Consider the following 16,373-nt stretch of genomic DNA (forward strand, 5'->3'; position numbering starts at 1 on the left):
GGCCCACACTGCGCCAAAGTTGGTCGTTCTAAGTCCGATCTGGCGCTCTTGGTAGCGGTCGTTCAGTTGAGGAGCTAGCGGATAGTCTTCTTCGCCTTTGCGCTCCGATACCGAAGCGACGCCCAAATTGCTCCGACTATAATCACAGCAACGAGGCGCATGGGGAGTTGATCAAGGGCCTCCAAGAAACTTTCGTCACTAAGCCAGTCGTCCATAAATCCTCCCAGCAGAACGGACAGGAGGACCTTCAACGGAAGATGCCAAAATGGTTCACGCATCTGATGACCGTACAAGGAAACCCAAAGTCCGCAACACGGGTAAGCCCAGACGGAATCATTTTGATCTAACCACTTGAGAGCCAGCATTAACTTTGCGCCCAAGTAGGCCGCTCAGAGGATGATTAGAGGCTCTTGGCAGCGGACGTTGGGATGTCAGTCAGTTGTTGGGATGAACTGGCTTGCGAACTTCACATTATAGGCGTGAAACTCGCCTTCTGGCGTAAGAACGAGTCCCGTGATGTTGGAGCGTTGAAAGGATTCCTCGTAAACCGCATTGTCGACCATGAGAGTGACGGTCAGAGCGCCATTCTCCTCGTCGACTAGCTTGTAGTCGTATTCGACTCTCTGGCCAAAGCAGGTGACCTCTCCACCCTCAACGACAAGTTCGACTGCAGAGTCCTCTGCATCAATCCAGCGGCCCTGCATCGCTGCTGGGATCGGCACATCTCGGCCAAGTTGCTTCATGGATTGACTTCTCTTCGAAGGCCTTATGCGAGCTGCGCCAAGTGGCTGCAACGTCAGCGCTTTTCAATTAGCCCGCAGTGCATCCATAGCCGTCGTTAAAACTCTTTCGTCATCCCAGCGAAAGCTGGGATCGTTCGCAATGTCACGCAAGGCTGACAACGATCCCAGCTTTCGCTGGGATGACGAGTTACGTGTATCGGCTATGACGGCGAAGCGGGGTGTTCCGCTTTTCGATTGAAAACGCCCAAACGAGCCCGGCAGTAAACGGCTCATTTCCGAAACCGTGCGGCGCCCCGGAACTCTACCCCTCGAGCACCACGTCGCCCGGTCCCAGCACCAGCCAGTCGCGACCGAGCCATTCGCCGAGCGCCTTCAGGTCCTTGAAGGTGCTGCTGGTGAGCAGCGGCAGGGCGGCCTCGTCGAGGCCGAGGACGATGCCGCGCTCGTCGCAGGCGAGGTGCGTGGCGGCGAAGGCGCTGATGCTGCCGCCGTGGAGGCGGCGGCACAGGCGGATGGCGAGGCCCCAGGCGATCGCGCGGTCGAGGTCGGCGGGGGCAGCGAGGCGGGCGACGTCTGCGGGCACGCGCGTCTCGCCGGCATTGGCGAAGATCGTCATCGCCATCATCCCGCGCCCGGCCATGTCGAGCCCGATCCAGCGCTTGCGCAGCGCCCAGGCGGTGGCCTCCTCGGCGCGCAGGTTGGGCTCGGTGTGCATCGCCGCGAGCGCGAGCAGGGTCGAGGCCTGGCGCAGCGCCTTGTCGCCCGCCGCGTCCTGGCACACCGCGGCGCACCAGTCGCTGACGGCCACTGCCTCGCGGATGGAAGTGCGCGCGGTCTTGGCGAAGCCCGCGACGCTGGCGAGTAGCGGGTCCTGCGCCTGAACCTGTTCCTCGAGCGCCGCATGGAGCAGCCCTTCGCGCAGGCCCCAGGAGGAGAACACCAGCTTGCTCGGGCTGATCGCGGTGACCACTTCGGCGAGCAGCGCCGCGGCATCGGGCAGCGTTGATAGGCGCGAGCTGGAGATGCGCGGGTCGGGGTTCTTCGGTTTTCCCTCTGACAACTCGCGGGCCATGCGCACAGCCTCGTCGGCGCCGAGCTCGAAGCCGTGCGGGTCGTCCACCGGCCAGCCGAGCGTGCGCATTGCCTGCAGCGCGAGCGCGCGCCAGGAACCGCCGACAATGTAGAGCGGCTCGCCGCGCCCGGCCTTCCAACCGGTCCGGCGCAGTCCCGAGCTGACGTGCCCGGCGAAGGCGGCGTCGCCCCCGGCGCGCAGGTCGCCGAGGCGCAGCGAGCCGAAGGGCAGGGTCACGCCGCCGGCAAGCACGCGGCCCGCATCGACGCCGACCAGTTCGAGGCTGCCCCCGCCAAGATCGGCGACGGTGCCGTGCGCGCCGGGGAAGGCGGCGATCACGCCCGTGGCGCTCGCGCTCGCCTCCTCGTCGCCCGAGAGCAGGCGCGGGGAGAGACCGAGCGCGCGCACCGCGGCAAGGAACTGCGGGCCGTTGCTGGCATCGCGCGCGGCGGCGGTGGCGACGCATTCGACCGTCTCGACCTCGTGCAGGCGCAGCAGCAGCGCGAAGCGCGCCAAAGCGCCGAGCGCGAGCTTGAGCGCCTTGTCCGAAAGCGCCCCGGTCTTGCCGAGGTCGCGGCCGAGGCGCGCGTTGACCTTCTCGTTGATCTCCACCACCGGCGCGCGCAGCGGTCCGGTGTAGATGACCAGCCTGACGGTATTCGACCCGATGTCGATTATCGCGCGCTTCTGGGTCGAATGACTGATCGCGTTCATGCTTCCCGAACGACTCGCTGGAGGGCTGGTTGCCGCCCTATGTCAGATATTGCCGCGTCTTAGCGAGAGTTTTGGTACCTTTCGTCCACTGGCAAGCGAGGCCCCGCGCCCCGAGAGCGAGGGATTGGTCATGAAATAACGGTGCAGGTTGAAGGGGTTCTCGGTCTCGCCGACGCGCTGCGAGCTGCCGTCCTCGGCGACCAGCCAGGACTGTTCTGTGTCGAGCAGGTTGGCGAGCATGACCTGGTCGAGGACCTGGTCGTGGACGGTGTCGTTGCGCATCGGGATCATGATTTCGACGCGCCGGTCGAGGTTGCGGCTCATGCCGTCGGCAGAGGTCATGAACACCTTGGCCTGGCGGCTGGGCAGGTCCGCGCCGTTGGCGAAGGCCCAGACGCGCACGTGCTCGAGGAAGCGGCCGATCACCGACTTCACCGCGATGTTCTCGGACAGGCCCTCGATGCCGGGGCGCAGGCAGCAGATGCCGCGGATGACGAGGTCGATGTCGACGCCCGCCTGGCTCGCGGCGTAGAGCCGGTCGATCAGGTCGGGGTCGGTGAGCGAGTTCATCTTGGCCCAGATCGCGGCGGGCTTGCCCGCGCGGGCATTGGCGATCTCGACGTCGATCAGGTTGTAGAGGTTGGCGCGCAGGCTCATCGGCGAGATCGAGAGCAGCTCGGTCGCCTCGGGCTCGACGTAGCCGGTGATGAAGTTGAACAGCTTGCCCGCATCGCGGCCCGCAGCGGGCTCGGCGGTGAAGTAGCTGAGGTCGGTGTAGATGCGTGCGGTAATCGGGTGGTAGTTGCCCGTGCCGAAGTGGCAGTAGGTGCGATAGCCCTCGGTCTCGCGGCGCACGACCATCGAGATCTTGGCATGGGTTTTCCAGTCGATGAAGCCGTAGATCACCTGGACGCCCGCGCGTTCGAGCTGGCCGGCCCACAGCAGGTTCTGCTCCTCGTCGAAGCGGGCCTTGATCTCGACCACCGCGGTCACCGACTTGCCCTGTTCGGCGGCTGCGATCAGCGCCGAGATGATCGCCGACTGCTTGCCCGCGCGGTAGAGCGTCTGCTTGATCGCGACGACGTCGGGATCGCGCGCGGCCTGGCGCAGGAAGTCGATCACCACCTCGAAGCTCTCGTAGGGGTGCTGGATGATGATGTCCTTCTCGCGGATCGCCGCGAAGATGTCGCCGTCATGCTCCAGGATGCGCTCGGGATAGCGCGGGGAATAGGGCTCGAACTTGAGCTCGGGGCGGTCCTCGTCGCAGATCGCGGAAAGGCCCGAGAAACCGATCAGCCCCTCGGTCTTCATGATCAGCGCCTGGTCGAGGCCGAGCTGGTTGCGCAGCATGTCCTCGGCCGCCGGGTCGAACTTGCCCTGCAGCTGCAGCACGATGACGAGGCCGCGGCGGCGGCGCTGGATCGCCGAGCGGAAGTAGCGCACGAGGTCCTCGGCATCTTCCTCGATCTCGAGGTCGGAGTCGCGCAGGATGCGGAACACGCCGTAGCCGTTGACCCTGAAGCCGGGGAACAGGCGCTCGGCATTGCGGCAGATCATGTCCTCGATCGAGATCCACGCCGCTTCCTCGCCGGGCACGCGCACGAAGCGCGGCAGTGGTGCTGGGATCAGCACCATCTCCATCACCGGCGCATCGTCGGCCTCGCGGGTGAGCGAAAATAATACGCCGATGCCCTGGTTGGCGACGAAGGGGAAGGGGTGCGCCGGGTCGATCGCCTGCGGGGTGATCACCGGCATGATGTCGGTGACGAAATAGTCGCGCAGCCACTGCTCGCGCTCGGCGTCGAGCTCTTCCTCTCCGACGATGTGGATGTCGGCCTTGCCCAGCTCGTTCTTGAGCGTCGCCCAGGTGTCCTGCTGGATCTGCTCGAGTTCGAGCACCTTCTCGTGTGTGGCGGCGAGCGCCTGCGAGGGGGTGAGCCCGTCGATCGAGGTTTCCTCGATCTTGCGGCGCACCTGCCCGGCGAGACCGGCGACGCGCACCATCAGGAACTCGTCGATGTTCGAGCCCGAGATCGAGAGGAAGCGCAGCCGTTCGAGCAGCGGGTAAGTCTCGTTCGAGGCTTCGGCGAGGACGCGCTCGTTGAAGGCGAGCCAGCTCAGCTCGCGGTTGAAGTAGCGCGTGGGCGAGTTCGCGAGCAAGGCGGCGTCCTTCGCGGCCTCGGGATCGAGGGCAGGGCCGGTCGGCCCGGTCTGGGTATGGCGCGCGCTGCCTTCCTCTGCGCGTGCAAGCTCCTCGTGCGTCACAATCTCGGTCATATCGTCCATCTGAACCCGGCCCCTGGCGAGGGTGCCCCCTTGCACGTCATGATGACGCTTTCGCGGCAAAATTGACACGATGTTTGGAATGTAGCGATTTCTCGGCCAAGTCCAAGCAACGGCGTTGCGGTGCAGCACGCTTTCGCGCACAGTTGCATCCGATGATCAAAGCGGCACTGCACCATCTCACTCGCTACCGCTACTCGAAGCGGATCAGGCTCGGCCCACAGGTGATCCGGCTGAGGCCGGCACCCCATTCGCGCACGCAGGTGCCGAATTACTCGCTCAAGATCTCGCCGCCCGAACATTTCATCAACTGGCAGCAGGATCCGCACGGCAACTGGCTTGCGCGCGTGGTGTTCCCCGATCCGGTCGATCATTTCCAGATCGAGGTCGACCTGCTCGCCGATCTCGCGGTGATCAACCCGTTCGACTTCTTCGTCGAGCCCGAGGCGGAGGAATATCCCTTCGCCTATTCGCCCGCGATGAAGTCCGACCTTGCCGCCTATTTCGAACTCGAGGAGCAGGGGCCGCTGTTCGAGGCGCTGGTCGCCGAACATGCCGGCCACGAGGGGCGCACGGTCGATTTCCTCGTCGAGATCAACCGCCGCCTGCAGGAACGCATCGGCTACGTCATCCGCATGGAGGCGGGGGTGATGACGCCCGAGGAGACGCTCGAGGCGGGGACCGGCTCGTGCCGCGATTCGGCCTGGCTGCTCGTCCACCTGCTGCGGCGCCTCGGCTTTGCCGCGCGTTTCGTCTCGGGCTACTCGATCCAGCTCGTCGCCGACGTGATTCCCAAGGAAGGCCCGCAAGGCGTTCTCGACGACGTCACCGACCTGCACGCCTGGGCCGAGGCCTATGTGCCGGGCGCGGGCTGGATCGCACTCGACGCCACTTCGGGCATGTTCGCGGGCGAGGGGCACATCCCCTTGTGCGCCGCGCCGCACTACCGCTCGGCCACCCCGATCGAGGGGCTGGCCGAACCCGCCGAGGTGGATTTCCACTTCGAGATGGGGGTCAGCCGCATCGCCGAGGCGGTGCGCATCACCAAGCCCTTCACCGAGGAGCGCTGGGACGCGCTGCTCGCGCTCGGCGACAAGGTCGATGCCGACCTCGAGGCGGGCGGGGTCAACCTCACCATGGGCGGCGAGCCGACCTTCATCGCCGATACCGACTTCGAGGCGCCCGAGTGGAACGGCGAGGCGGTCGGCCCGACCAAGGCGGCCTATGCCGACAAGCTGATCCGCCTGCTGCGCGGCAAGTTCGCGCCCGGCTCGCTGCTGCACCACGGGCAGGGCAAGTGGTACCCGGGCGAAACGCTGCCGCGCTGGGGCTATTCGATCTACTGGCGCAAGGACGGCGTGCCGATCTGGCGCGACGATACGCTCATCGCCGGTGAGCAGCCGCTCGCCAAGGGCGGCGATCCCGATCCGGTGCCCAGCCTCGATGTCGAGGCGGCCGCCACGGTCATGCGCGGCACCGCGCAAGTGCTCGGGCTCGATCCCGACTACGTCCAGCCGGTCTACGAGGATCGCGGCGTGTGGATGGTCAAGGAAGACGAGCTTCCGGTGAACACCACCCCGCTCGACCCCGCGATCGAGGACGAGGAAGCGCGCCGCCGCTTCAAGCGCACCTATCGTCGCGGGATCGACAAGCCGGTCGGCGTGGTGCTGCCTGTCCAGCGCTGGAACGCGAAGGACATGCCGGTGGTGCGCTGGCGCTCGGAGAAATGGCGCGTGCGCAAGGGCGTGCTCACCGCCGTGCCGGGCGACAGCTCGCTCGGCTACCGCCTGCCGCTCGGCTCGCTGCCTTACGTACCCCCGGCGAATTTCCCCTATATCCACCCGCGCGACACCGCCGAGCCGCGCGAGCCGCTCGCCGATTACCGCACCCAGGCGGCAGAGCGCGCCAATGCGGCGCACGAGATGCATCTGGGCCAGCGCTTCGAGGCCGTGCCCGAACCCCAGGTGTTCCCCGAGACGGTGGTCGAGCAGGACCTGATCGAGGGCGCGGTGCGCACCGCGCTCGCGATCGAGCCTCGCGGCGACTATCTTGCGGTGTTCATCCCGCCGACCGAGGCGCTCGAGGACTATCTCGAACTCGTCGCCGCGATCGAGAAGGTCGCCGAAGAGACGCGCCTGCCGGTGCGGATCGAGGGCTATCCGCCGCCGCCCGACCCGCGCATCCAGGTGCTCAAGATCACCCCCGATCCCGGCGTGATCGAGGTCAACATCCACCCCAGCGCCTCGTGGCGCGAGACGGTGGAGATCACCGAGACGCTTTACGATGCGGCGCGCGAGGTCGGGCTGACCGCAGACAAGTTCATGGTCGACGGGCGCTCGATCGGTACCGGCGGGGGCAACCACATCGTGCTGGGCGGCCCGACGCTGCTCGACAGCCCCTTCATCCGCCGCCCCGACCTGCTCAAGAGCTTCGTGCTCTACTGGCAGCGCCATCCCTCGCTCAGCTACCTGTTCTCAGGCCTGTTCATCGGCCCGACGAGCCAGGCCCCGCGCATCGACGAGGCGCGCCACGATGCGCTCTACGAACTGGAGATCGCGCTCTCGCAGGTGCCCGATCCCTTCTCGGGGATGCAAGCGCCCGCGCCCTGGATGGTCGACCGCCTGTTCCGCAACCTGCTCGTCGACGTCACCGGCAATACGCACCGTACCGAGATCTGCATCGACAAGATGTTCTCGCCCGACGGGCCCACCGGGCGGCTCGGCCTCGTCGAGTTCCGCGGGTTCGAGATGCCGCCGGACGGCAAGATGAGCCTTGCCCAGCAGCTCCTGCTGCGCGCGCTCACCGCCTGGTTCTGGAACGCGCCGCAGCAGGGCGAGCTGGTGCGCTGGGGGACCCAGTTGCACGACCGTTTCATGCTCGGCCACTTCGTCTGGGCCGACTTCCTCGACGTGCTCGAGGACTTGCGCCGTGCGGGCTACGAGTTCGATCCCGCATGGTTCGAGGCGCAGCGCATGTTCCGCTTCCCGGTCCACGGCGAGGTAGAGGGCGGGGGCGTCAGTCTCGAGATCAGCCACGCGCTCGAACCGTGGAACGTGCTGGGCGAAACCGGCGCGATCGGCGGTACCGTGCGCTACGTCGACAGCTCGACCGAGCGCCTGCAGGTGCGCGCCAAGGGCCTCGTCAAGGGCCGTCACGTGATCACCTGCAATGGCCGGCGCGTGCCGCTGACCATGGTCGATCACGACGAGGGCGTGGGCGGGGTGCGCTACAAGGCCTGGTTCCCGGCCGAGTGCCTCCATCCGCTGCTGCCCGCGCATCCGCCGCTCACCTTCGACATCATGGACAGCTGGAGCGGCCGCTCGCTCGGCGGGTGCGTCTACGAGGTCGCGCATCCGGGCGGGCGCAATTACGACACGGTTCCGGTCAATGGCTACGAGGCCGAGGCGCGGCGCAAGGCGCGCTTCACCCCGCATGGCCACTCACCCGGCGCAATGGGCGTCCCGCCTGAGGAAGTGCCCGGCGAATTCCCCTTCTCGCTCGACCTGAGACGCCCGCCGCGTGTCCACTAGTCCGGGCGATACTGCAGGCGTCGGCCAGCAGGGCGGTGGCTGGCTCGACGACTATGCCGCCAGCGTGCGCGGCGGCGACCTCTACCGCGATGCACGGCCCTGGGTCGCGCAGCGCTGGCAGGCGGTCGCGGCGGGGCTGGCCGAGGCGGGCGAGGGCGATCCCAGCGCCTTGCAGGAGGCCGCCGGGCGCCATGCCTCGGACCTTGGCCTGACCTTCCGCGTCACTGGCGACGAGGAGGAGCGCCCCTGGCCGGTCAACGCCATGCCGCTGGTTATCGGGGCGGACGAGTGGACCGAGCTGGGACGCGGTCTCGTCCAGCGCGCCGAACTGCTCGAACGCCTCGCCGCCGACGTCTACGGGCCGCAGCGGCTGGTCAAGGAAGGCCACTTGCCCGCAGCAGTGATCGCGGGCAGCCCCTTCTTCGTGCGCCGCATGGTCGGCAAGACCCCCGAGAACGGCAAGTTCCTGCAGGTCTACAGCGCCGATCTCGCACGCGGGCCGCGCGGGCACTGGCGGGTGCTGCAGGACCGCGTCCGGCTGGCGAGCGGCATCGGCTACACGCTGGAAAACCGCCTCGCCATGTCGCGCACGGCGGGCAACCTGTTGGGCGCACACAACGTGCGGCGCACCGCGCAGTTCTTCGAGGAAATGCGCGAGGGCATGGCGGCTGCCTGCGGGCGCGAGCGGCCGCGCATCGCGCTGCTCACCCCGGGCCGCTTCAACCAGACTTATGCCGAACAGGCGCACCTTGCGCGCTATCTCGGCCTGCCGCTGGTCGAGGGGCGCGACCTTTCGGTGCTCGACGACCGGCTCTACGTCGGCACGATCGCGGGCCCCAAGCGGGTCGATGCGGTTTGGCGCTGGATCAATACCGACGCGATCGACCCGCTCGCCTTCGACGCGCGCAGCCAGATCGGCGTCGCCAACCTTTTCGGGGCCTGGGCCGCGGGCGGGGTCGGCATGGTCAACTGGCCGGGTACCGAAGTGCTCGAGAGCCCGGCCTTCGCCGCCTTCATGCCGCGCCTGTGCGAGGTGCTCACTGGAGAGAGGCCGATCCTGCCCAATGTCGCGACATGGTGGTGCGGACAGGCTGCCGAGGCGCAGACGGTGCTCTCGCGCTTCAACGAACTGAGCGTCGTCTCCGCTTTCGGTCAGCCGGTCGAGGCCCTGAAGGGCCGTCAGCCGGTCGCCGCGGGCGAGTTCAGCCCCGAGCAGCGCGAGCAGTTCATGGCGGCGATGCGCCGGCGGCCCATGGACTATTGCGGGCAGGAGATCGTCCAGCTCTCGACCACGCCCACGATCATCGACGGGGCCGTGGTGCCACGTCCCTTCACCGTGCGCGCCTTCGTTGCGCGCGGGCCCGACGGCTCGTGGCGGGTCATGCCCGGCGGTTTCGCGCGCATTTCCTCGACCAGCACGCTGCCCAACACGATGATGGGCGAGGGCGACCTTTCGGCAGACGTGTGGATCGTCGACGAGAAGCCTGCCGAAGTGCACCAGCGCACGTTGCTCGGCGAGGAACCGCCGATCTCGCGCGGGGGCGGGATCCTTGCCAGTCAGGCCGCCGACAACCTGTTCTGGTTCGGCCGCTACAACCAGCGCGCCGAGATACTCACCCGCGTGGTGCGTTCGCTGCTCGGCGCCTCGCTCGAGGGCGAGAGCGGGCCGAGCGCGGGCAGCGAGGTCGAGGCGCGCATGGTCGCGCTGCTCCAGGCCTGGGGCGCCTGCGACCGCGCGAGCGCGAGTGCGGGCTCGACCGTGGTCTGCGCGCGCGCGCTCAGCGGGCTCGATCTGGGCGGCTCGATCGCGAGCCTGCTGCGCCGCAGGCAGGATGTGGGGCTCTCGCTGCGCGAGCGCTTCGCGCGCGACGTTTGGCGGCTCGTCACCCGGCCCATGCCTTCGGCGCCCGCCAATCGCCCGCAGGCCATGCTTGCCAGCGCGCGCTGGCTGGGCGAGCATTTCAGCGCGCTCGCGGGCCTCGTCAGCGAGAACATGGTGCGCTCTGCGGCATGGCGGTTCCTCGAGATTGGCCAGCGGCTCGAACGCGCGCAGGCGATTTGCCGGATGACCCGCGAACTGGGCATCCTCGACGCGACGCTTGCGCCCGAGGAGACCGAGGGCGCGTGCAGCGTGCTGCTCGACTTGTGCGACAGCCAGATCATCTACCGCACCCGCTACCTCGCGGTGCCGATGCGCAATCCGGTTGCCGATCTCGTGCTGCTCGATCCTGACAACCCGCGTGCGCTGGCCTATCAGGTCGCGCAGATCGTGGAGCATCTGTCCGCGCTGCCCTCGGTGCGCGACGACAATGTGCCCGAGGCACCGATGCGCGCGGCCCGCGCCCTGCTCGGCGAACTGCAGTCGGTGGTCACCAGCGAGCTTACCGGCGAGAGCCTGCAGGAATTCGAGGCCAAGCTCTTCACCCTTTCCGACGAGATCTCGGCGCGCTACTTCCTCCAGTTCGACCGCGACGGTGCGGAGAGGCGAACGAGGCTGCTGTGATGCGCTATGCGGTGACTCACAAGACGACGCTGAAATATGCCTCGCCGGTGCGGCTGGCGCAGTTCAACGTGCGCCTGCGCCCGGTCGAATGGCACGGGCAGACGGTCAGCGACTACAGCCTGAGCGTCGATCCGCACCCTGCCAAGATCGCCGAAGGGCTGGGCAGCTACTACGTCAACGAGGCCCGCTTCGCGCTGCACGAGCCGATCAGCGAGCTGACCATCGAGAGCCGCTTCACCGTCGATCGCGAGGAGGAACCCTTCTTCATCGCCGAGGGTGCAGGGCCCGGGCTCGTCGAACTGCGCGAGCGCGCGATGCGCCGCCCGGACCTCTCCGCGCTCGCCCCTGCGGCCTACATCTTCCCTTCGCCGATCGCCGCGCCCGAGGCCGAGATCGCCTTGTGGGCGGGCCAGTTCCTCGACGAGGCGATGCCGGTGATGGAGGCGGGGCGCGCGTTGATGGAGGCGATCCACCGCGAGTTCAAGTTCGACGGTTCGGCGACCGCCACCGACACCGCCCCGATCGAGGCCTTCCGCGCGCGGCACGGCGTGTGTCAGGATTTCACCCATATCATGATCATTGCCGCGCGCGCCCACGGCATCCCGGCGGCCTATGTCAGCGGCTACTTGCGCACCTTCCCGCCACCGGGGCAGGAGCGGCTGGTCGGCGCCGATGCGATGCATGCCTGGGTCAACCTGTGGTGCGGCGAGGAACTGGGCTGGATCGGCTTCGATCCCACCAATGACAAGCTCGCCGATGCCGATCACGTGCTCATCGCCATGGGCCGCGACTATTCCGACGTGGCCCCGCTCGACGGCACCTTCCGCGGCTCCTCGCAGCAGAAGATGCTGTTCTCGGTCGACGTCGCCCCGCTGGACTGAGCGGGCAGGGGGCACGGTGATGGGGGATCGCGCGTCAGGTGCGGCGCTGGCAGTGGCGGCATGGTTCATCGCAGTGAACCTCGCTAGCGTGTTCGCGTTCTGGCTCGACAAGCGCCGTGCGCTCGCCGGGGGCAGGGGGCGCCGCGCCCCTTCGCGCATACGCGAGCGCACCTTGTTGCTGCTCGCGCTCGCGGGCGGCAGTCCCGGCGCCTTCCATGCCCGCGCGCGCTTTCGCCACAAGACGCGCAAGCAGCCTTTCGTCAACAATCTGCGCCTGATTGCGGCGCTGCAGGTCGGGCTGCTGTTGGGGCTCGGCTGGCTCTTCGCCTCGGGCCGGGTATAGGGTCCTGAGCCCAGGCAACCGCGTCTCGGGGTTATCCGCGCCAAGGCACGGGGGATACCCCGATGATCTTCCTCAGTGGCGCGAGCCAGAGTGCTCCCTCGAATCCCCGAGGAGAGACCCATGCCGAAGAAAAAGCCCAATATCCTCGTCATTTTCGGCGACGACATCGGTTACATGAACGTCAGTTGCTACGGCGGTGACATCATGGGCGTGCCGACGCCGAACATCGACAGCATCGCCAAGGACGGGATCAAGCTCACCTCGTTCTACGCGCAGCCTTCGTGCACTGCGGGGCGCGCGGCCTTCATCACCGGGCAGATGCCCGCGCGCACCGGCCTCACCACCGTGGGCTGTGCGGGCGCGCCGCAGGGCATGTCGGACAAGGACCCGACCATCGCCCAGATCCTCAAGATGCACGGCTATGCCACCGCGCAGTTCGGCAAGAACCACCTTGGCGACCGCGAGGAGCACCTGCCGCATCGCCACGGCTTCGACGAGTTCTTCGGCAACCTCTATCACCTCAATGCCAACGAGGACCCGGAGGACCCTGACCGCCCGCAGACCAAGGAATTCGCCGATAAGTGGAACGTGCGCGGGGTCGTTTCGGGAACCGCCGGGGGCGAGACGAAGGATGAGGGCGTGCTCGATACAGAGCGCATGAAGACTTTCGATGACGAGATCGTCGCCAAGTCGTGCGACTTCATGGAGCGCCAGGTCGAAGCCGACCAGCCGTTCTTCATCTGGCACTGCGCCAGCCGCATGCACGTCTTCACGCATCAGCTCGACGAGCGAAAAGGTGTCTCGCGCGCCTCGGAGGCCGACATCTACGGTGACGGCCTTGCCGAACACGACGGCCACGTCGGCGAGCTGCTCGCCAAGCTCGACGCGCTGGGCATCGCCGAAGACACCATCGTCGTCTACACCTCGGACAACGGCGCCTACCAGTACATGTGGCCCGAGGGCGGCACCTCGCCCTTCCGCGGCGACAAGGGCACGACCTGGGAAGGCGGCGTGCGCGTGCCTTGCGTGGTGCGCTACCCGGCCGCGATCCCTGCCGGTCAGGTCAGTGCCGATATCGTCGCGATGGAGGACTTCTTCATGACCTTCGCCGCGCTGGTGGGGATGCCCAAGCTCGACGAGAAGCTGAAGGAAGGCGTCGAGCACGAGGGCAAGACCTACAAGGTCCACCTCGACGGCTACGACCAGACCGCGCTGTTCACCGGCAAGGGACCCTCGGCGCGAAAGCACTACTTCTACTACGACGAGACCAACCTCGCGGCGGTTCGCTACGGCCCGTGGAAGGTGACGATCGCGGCCAAGATGGAGGGCAAGTGGGACAATCCGCTGGTCCACCTCGGGCGCCCGATGATCTCCAACATCCTGATGGACCCGTTCGAGCGGCAGTGGGGCGACGTCAATCGCAAGCTGGCCGAGCACAAGGGCTGGGTGCTGCTGCCGATCATCGACTTCATGACCAAGCACGTCATGACCTTCAAGGACTTCCCGCCGCGCCAGGAAGCGATGTCGGGCGACTTCTCCAAGCTGATCGAGAAGTTCAAGGAACACGCCGCGCAGGATTGACGCGGGAGCAGGACGATGGCGGGGGCAGGGCGCGAACGGTGCGCTCTGCCCCCGCACGTTTGCATGGCCTGCTGCAAGTGCAGCGGGCGGGTCAGCCCTCGTGCCCCGGCGCTGCGGCAGGCGCGCAGGGGAAGATGCCCGCGATCGCCATCGCCGCGCCGAGGCGCGAGAGCGATTCGAGCATGTCGCCGACCGTTTCCTCGGCCACCAGCAGGTCGAGCGTGGCGCGGGTCTGGGCCGGGCCGCGTTCGCGCAGCGAGGTCAGCGTCTCGAGCAGGATCGCCTCGTGCTCGGAGACGCGCGGGCAGGCGACCGGGCAGAAGCGCAGGGTCTCGAGCGCGTCGCGGTTGAGCATCAGCATCGTGCGGTGAAAGGGCTGGAGAGCCCCGATGATGCCGCGCCGTGCGAAAGCGGGGCCGAGCAGTTGCGCGGGACAGCGGCCCTGGCCCAGCCCCGTGACCCAGCCGCGCATCGACCAGACGAGGAACTGGCAACCCTCGTCGAGGGAGGTCAGCGGGCGGTCGACGAACTGGTACATTGCGGTCTCTCCGGGAGTTCTGGACGGTGAGCGAAGGGCTCGAAATAATCGGGCTTGTACATGCGAATGATTTGCATTAGCGATGCTGACGCGGCTTGATGCTTCCGTCAAGCCCCCTTGGTGCCGCCGTCAGGGCTTTATCCCAGCCCGCGTCATGGGGCGTCGGTATCCTATCCTGTGACCTTGGCCGGGGCGGCTATTGCCTTGCCCGCCCCGGCCATTTTTTCGTGTGCTATGAGCCCGCGCGCGCAGAAGCTTTTCCACCGCTTATCACCGGACTATGCACAGGATTTCCATGCTTCACGCACAGCTTGTCGACAGCTTGTGCACAGCCCCTCGCGCCTCTGTCCGCAGCCTGTGCGCAGCTTTCGCACAGGATTGTCCACAGGCTGCGGAGCGCGTGTGAGGGCGCCTCCCGCGCGCGTCGGGTTCACTGGTGACGGGTGATGAAGGGCTTGGGTTAGCGGCGCGCGGCGCGCACTGCGGCGCCGCCCGCGAAGGGCGCGATGGCGAGAAGCACGAGGCTCGCGGCCGCCGTCAGCGCAAGCCCGCTCTCGCCCCCGCTCGACAGGCTGCCCGCGCCGAAGATCAGCACCGGCACCGCCATCGGGATCACCAGCAGGCCCGCGAGCGCCGCGCCGCCGCGAAGGCCTGCGGTGAGTGCGGCGACCGTCACTCCGAGCGCGGCAAGGCCCGGCGTCCCTGCGAGCAGGCCCAGCTCGAGCGTGCGCAGCGTCGCGCCCTCGAGCCCGAGCAGTGCGGCGCTGAGCAGGGCTGCGAGCATCAGCGGTGGACCGAAGCTCAGCCAGTGCGCGAGCACGCGCACCGCGATCACCAGTTCCTCGGAAATGCCGCGCAGTGCCCACTGGTCGAACAGGCCCTGTTCGATGTCGGGCTCGACCAGCCGGTCGAGCGGCAGGATCGCGGCGAGCAGGGCCGCGACCCAGATCACCCCGCCGCCGGTGCGCGCGAGCAGCTGCGCGTCCGGCCCGACCGCGAAGGGGTAGAGGATCGCGACCGAGACGAAGAACAGCACCGGCATCAGCGCCCCGCCGCCGCGCCCGCCCAGCACCAGCCGCGCGAGATCGCGGCGCAGCAGGCTCGTGATGCGCCCGCTCACGCGAGGAACTCCGCCTCTTCGCCCGCCCCATCTTCCGCCAAGTCATCCATCCCGGGGGCGGGCACGTAGTCGGCGAGCGCAATGCTCGCGAGGTTGGCGAGGCGCAGCGGCTGGTGCGAGGCGATCACCGCGATGCCGCCTGCTGCGCAATGTTCGCCGATCAGCGTCTCGGTCAGTTCGAGCGCCTCGCTGTCGAGCCCGTTGAGCGGCTCGTCGAGCAGCCAGATCGCGGCGCGCTGGCCGATCAGCCGGGCGAGCGCTGCGCGCTTCTTCTGCCCGGTCGAGAGGTAGCGCACCGGCACGTCGGTCAGTTCGGCAAGGCCGAGGCGTTCGAGGACGGGCGGACTCGACGCCCTGTCGCTGCGATCGAGGTCGCCGCCATCGAGCGCGCGCCAGAAGGCGAGTGCGTGGCCCAGCGCATGCGCGGGATCGAGCGCGTGGCGCTCGTCGATCATGCCGATCGTGCCGCTGGTCGCGACGCTCCCGGCATAGGCGGGGGCGAGCCCGGCAAGGATGCGCAGCAGGCTCGACTTGCCGATGCCGTTGCGCCCTGCAACCTGCAGGGCGGCCCCTGCGTTGACCTCGGCATCGAGCCCGCGGAACAGCAACCTGTCGCCACGACGGCACGCGAGATCGCGGATGACGATGGAGGCCGCTTGCATGGAGCGGTGCGATAGTAGAAAGCGCGTGGCCTGCCAAGCACATGCCTTGGCCCGCGACTCGCAAGTGAGGCGTTTTTCCCGATGGCCGTTACCCGACTGACCCAGCCCGAATGCGAAGCCCTGCTGGCCGAGCTTCCCGCGTGGCGCCTGCGCGAGGACGGCCTCGCCATCGAGCGCACGCTCAGGTTCGCCGATTTCAACACCGCTTTCGGCTTCATGACCCGCGTCGCCATCGAGGCGGAGAAGTCGGACCACCATCCCGAGTGGTTCAACGTCTACAACCGTGTCGAGATCACCCTGACCACGCACGATGCCGATGGCCTGAGCGCGCGTGACGGCAAGCTCGCCCGCTTCATCGAGACGGCCGCCGCGGCCGCCTCGGCGGGCTGAGAGGGGCTCGCGC

12 protein-coding genes are annotated in these 16,373 nt (G+C 67.6%); 6 read left to right on the forward strand and 6 right to left on the reverse strand.

What is annotated here, in order from left to right; all coding sequences use genetic code 11:
* Positions 1-431 precede the first annotated feature (431 nt).
* From I5E68_RS04715 to I5E68_RS04725, 3 genes are all read right to left on the reverse strand, one after another.
* Positions 432-743: a hypothetical protein gene (locus I5E68_RS04715; RefSeq protein ID WP_197161251.1), complete on the reverse strand. Its 312-nt coding sequence runs from the start codon at positions 741-743 to the stop codon at positions 432-434.
* Between the two features lie 301 nt (positions 744-1,044).
* Positions 1,045-2,529, reverse strand: coding sequence for a Ppx/GppA phosphatase family protein (locus I5E68_RS04720; protein ID WP_197161253.1), 1,485 nt, complete (start codon positions 2,527-2,529; stop codon positions 1,045-1,047).
* 42 nt (positions 2,530-2,571) lie between these two features.
* Complete coding sequence (locus tag I5E68_RS04725; protein WP_228726828.1) at positions 2,572-4,815, reverse strand: RNA degradosome polyphosphate kinase; 2,244 nt, start codon at positions 4,813-4,815, stop codon at positions 2,572-2,574.
* 152 nt (positions 4,816-4,967) lie between these two features.
* Between I5E68_RS04725 and I5E68_RS04730 the strand changes: the two genes are divergently transcribed.
* The 5 genes from I5E68_RS04730 to I5E68_RS04750 all read left to right on the forward strand — a co-directional run bounded on the left by I5E68_RS04730 (position 4,968) and on the right by I5E68_RS04750 (position 13,650).
* Positions 4,968-8,342 carry a transglutaminase family protein gene (locus tag I5E68_RS04730; RefSeq protein WP_197161257.1) on the forward strand — a complete coding sequence of 1,125 codons (3,375 nt, stop codon included), beginning with the start codon at positions 4,968-4,970 and terminating at the stop codon, positions 8,340-8,342.
* Positions 8,332-10,845 carry a circularly permuted type 2 ATP-grasp protein gene (locus I5E68_RS04735; protein ID WP_197161260.1) on the forward strand — a complete coding sequence of 838 codons (2,514 nt, stop codon included), beginning with the start codon at positions 8,332-8,334 and terminating at the stop codon, positions 10,843-10,845. Before I5E68_RS04730 ends, I5E68_RS04735 begins: the two co-directional genes overlap by 11 nt.
* Entirely contained in the window at positions 10,845-11,726 is an 882-nt protein-coding gene (locus I5E68_RS04740) for a transglutaminase family protein (protein WP_197164557.1), read from the forward strand. The genes I5E68_RS04735 and I5E68_RS04740 overlap by 1 nt, the downstream gene beginning before the upstream one ends.
* Positions 11,727-11,745: 19 nt before the next feature.
* Complete coding sequence (locus I5E68_RS04745; RefSeq protein ID WP_197161263.1) at positions 11,746-12,069, forward strand: DUF1294 domain-containing protein; 324 nt, start codon at positions 11,746-11,748, stop codon at positions 12,067-12,069.
* A 120-nt stretch (positions 12,070-12,189) separates the two neighbouring features.
* Positions 12,190-13,650: an arylsulfatase gene (locus tag I5E68_RS04750; RefSeq protein ID WP_197161265.1), complete on the forward strand. Its 1,461-nt coding sequence runs from the start codon at positions 12,190-12,192 to the stop codon at positions 13,648-13,650.
* Between the two features lie 91 nt (positions 13,651-13,741).
* Here I5E68_RS04750 and I5E68_RS04755 read toward each other — a convergent pair whose 3' ends face one another.
* The 3 genes from I5E68_RS04755 to ccmA all read right to left on the reverse strand — a co-directional run bounded on the left by I5E68_RS04755 (position 13,742) and on the right by ccmA (position 15,970).
* The gene (locus tag I5E68_RS04755) at positions 13,742-14,188 is read right to left on the reverse strand and encodes a hypothetical protein (RefSeq protein WP_197161268.1); all 447 of its coding nucleotides are present in this window, start codon (positions 14,186-14,188) and stop codon (positions 13,742-13,744) included.
* A gap of 460 nt (positions 14,189-14,648) precedes the next feature.
* Positions 14,649-15,308: a heme exporter protein CcmB gene (gene ccmB, locus I5E68_RS04760; protein WP_197161273.1), complete on the reverse strand. Its 660-nt coding sequence runs from the start codon at positions 15,306-15,308 to the stop codon at positions 14,649-14,651.
* On the reverse strand, positions 15,305-15,970 hold the full coding sequence (ccmA, locus tag I5E68_RS04765; RefSeq protein WP_197161276.1) for a heme ABC exporter ATP-binding protein CcmA: 666 nt from the start codon (positions 15,968-15,970) through the stop codon (positions 15,305-15,307). The genes ccmB and ccmA overlap by 4 nt, the downstream gene beginning before the upstream one ends.
* 81 nt (positions 15,971-16,051) lie before the next feature.
* On the opposite strand from ccmA, the gene I5E68_RS04770 reads away from it, so the two are divergent.
* Complete coding sequence (locus tag I5E68_RS04770; protein ID WP_197161279.1) at positions 16,052-16,360, forward strand: 4a-hydroxytetrahydrobiopterin dehydratase; 309 nt, start codon at positions 16,052-16,054, stop codon at positions 16,358-16,360.
* Positions 16,361-16,373 lie beyond the last annotated feature (13 nt).

The organism is Novosphingobium aureum (assembly GCF_015865035.1).
Classification (GTDB): domain Bacteria; phylum Pseudomonadota; class Alphaproteobacteria; order Sphingomonadales; family Sphingomonadaceae; genus Novosphingobium; species Novosphingobium aureum.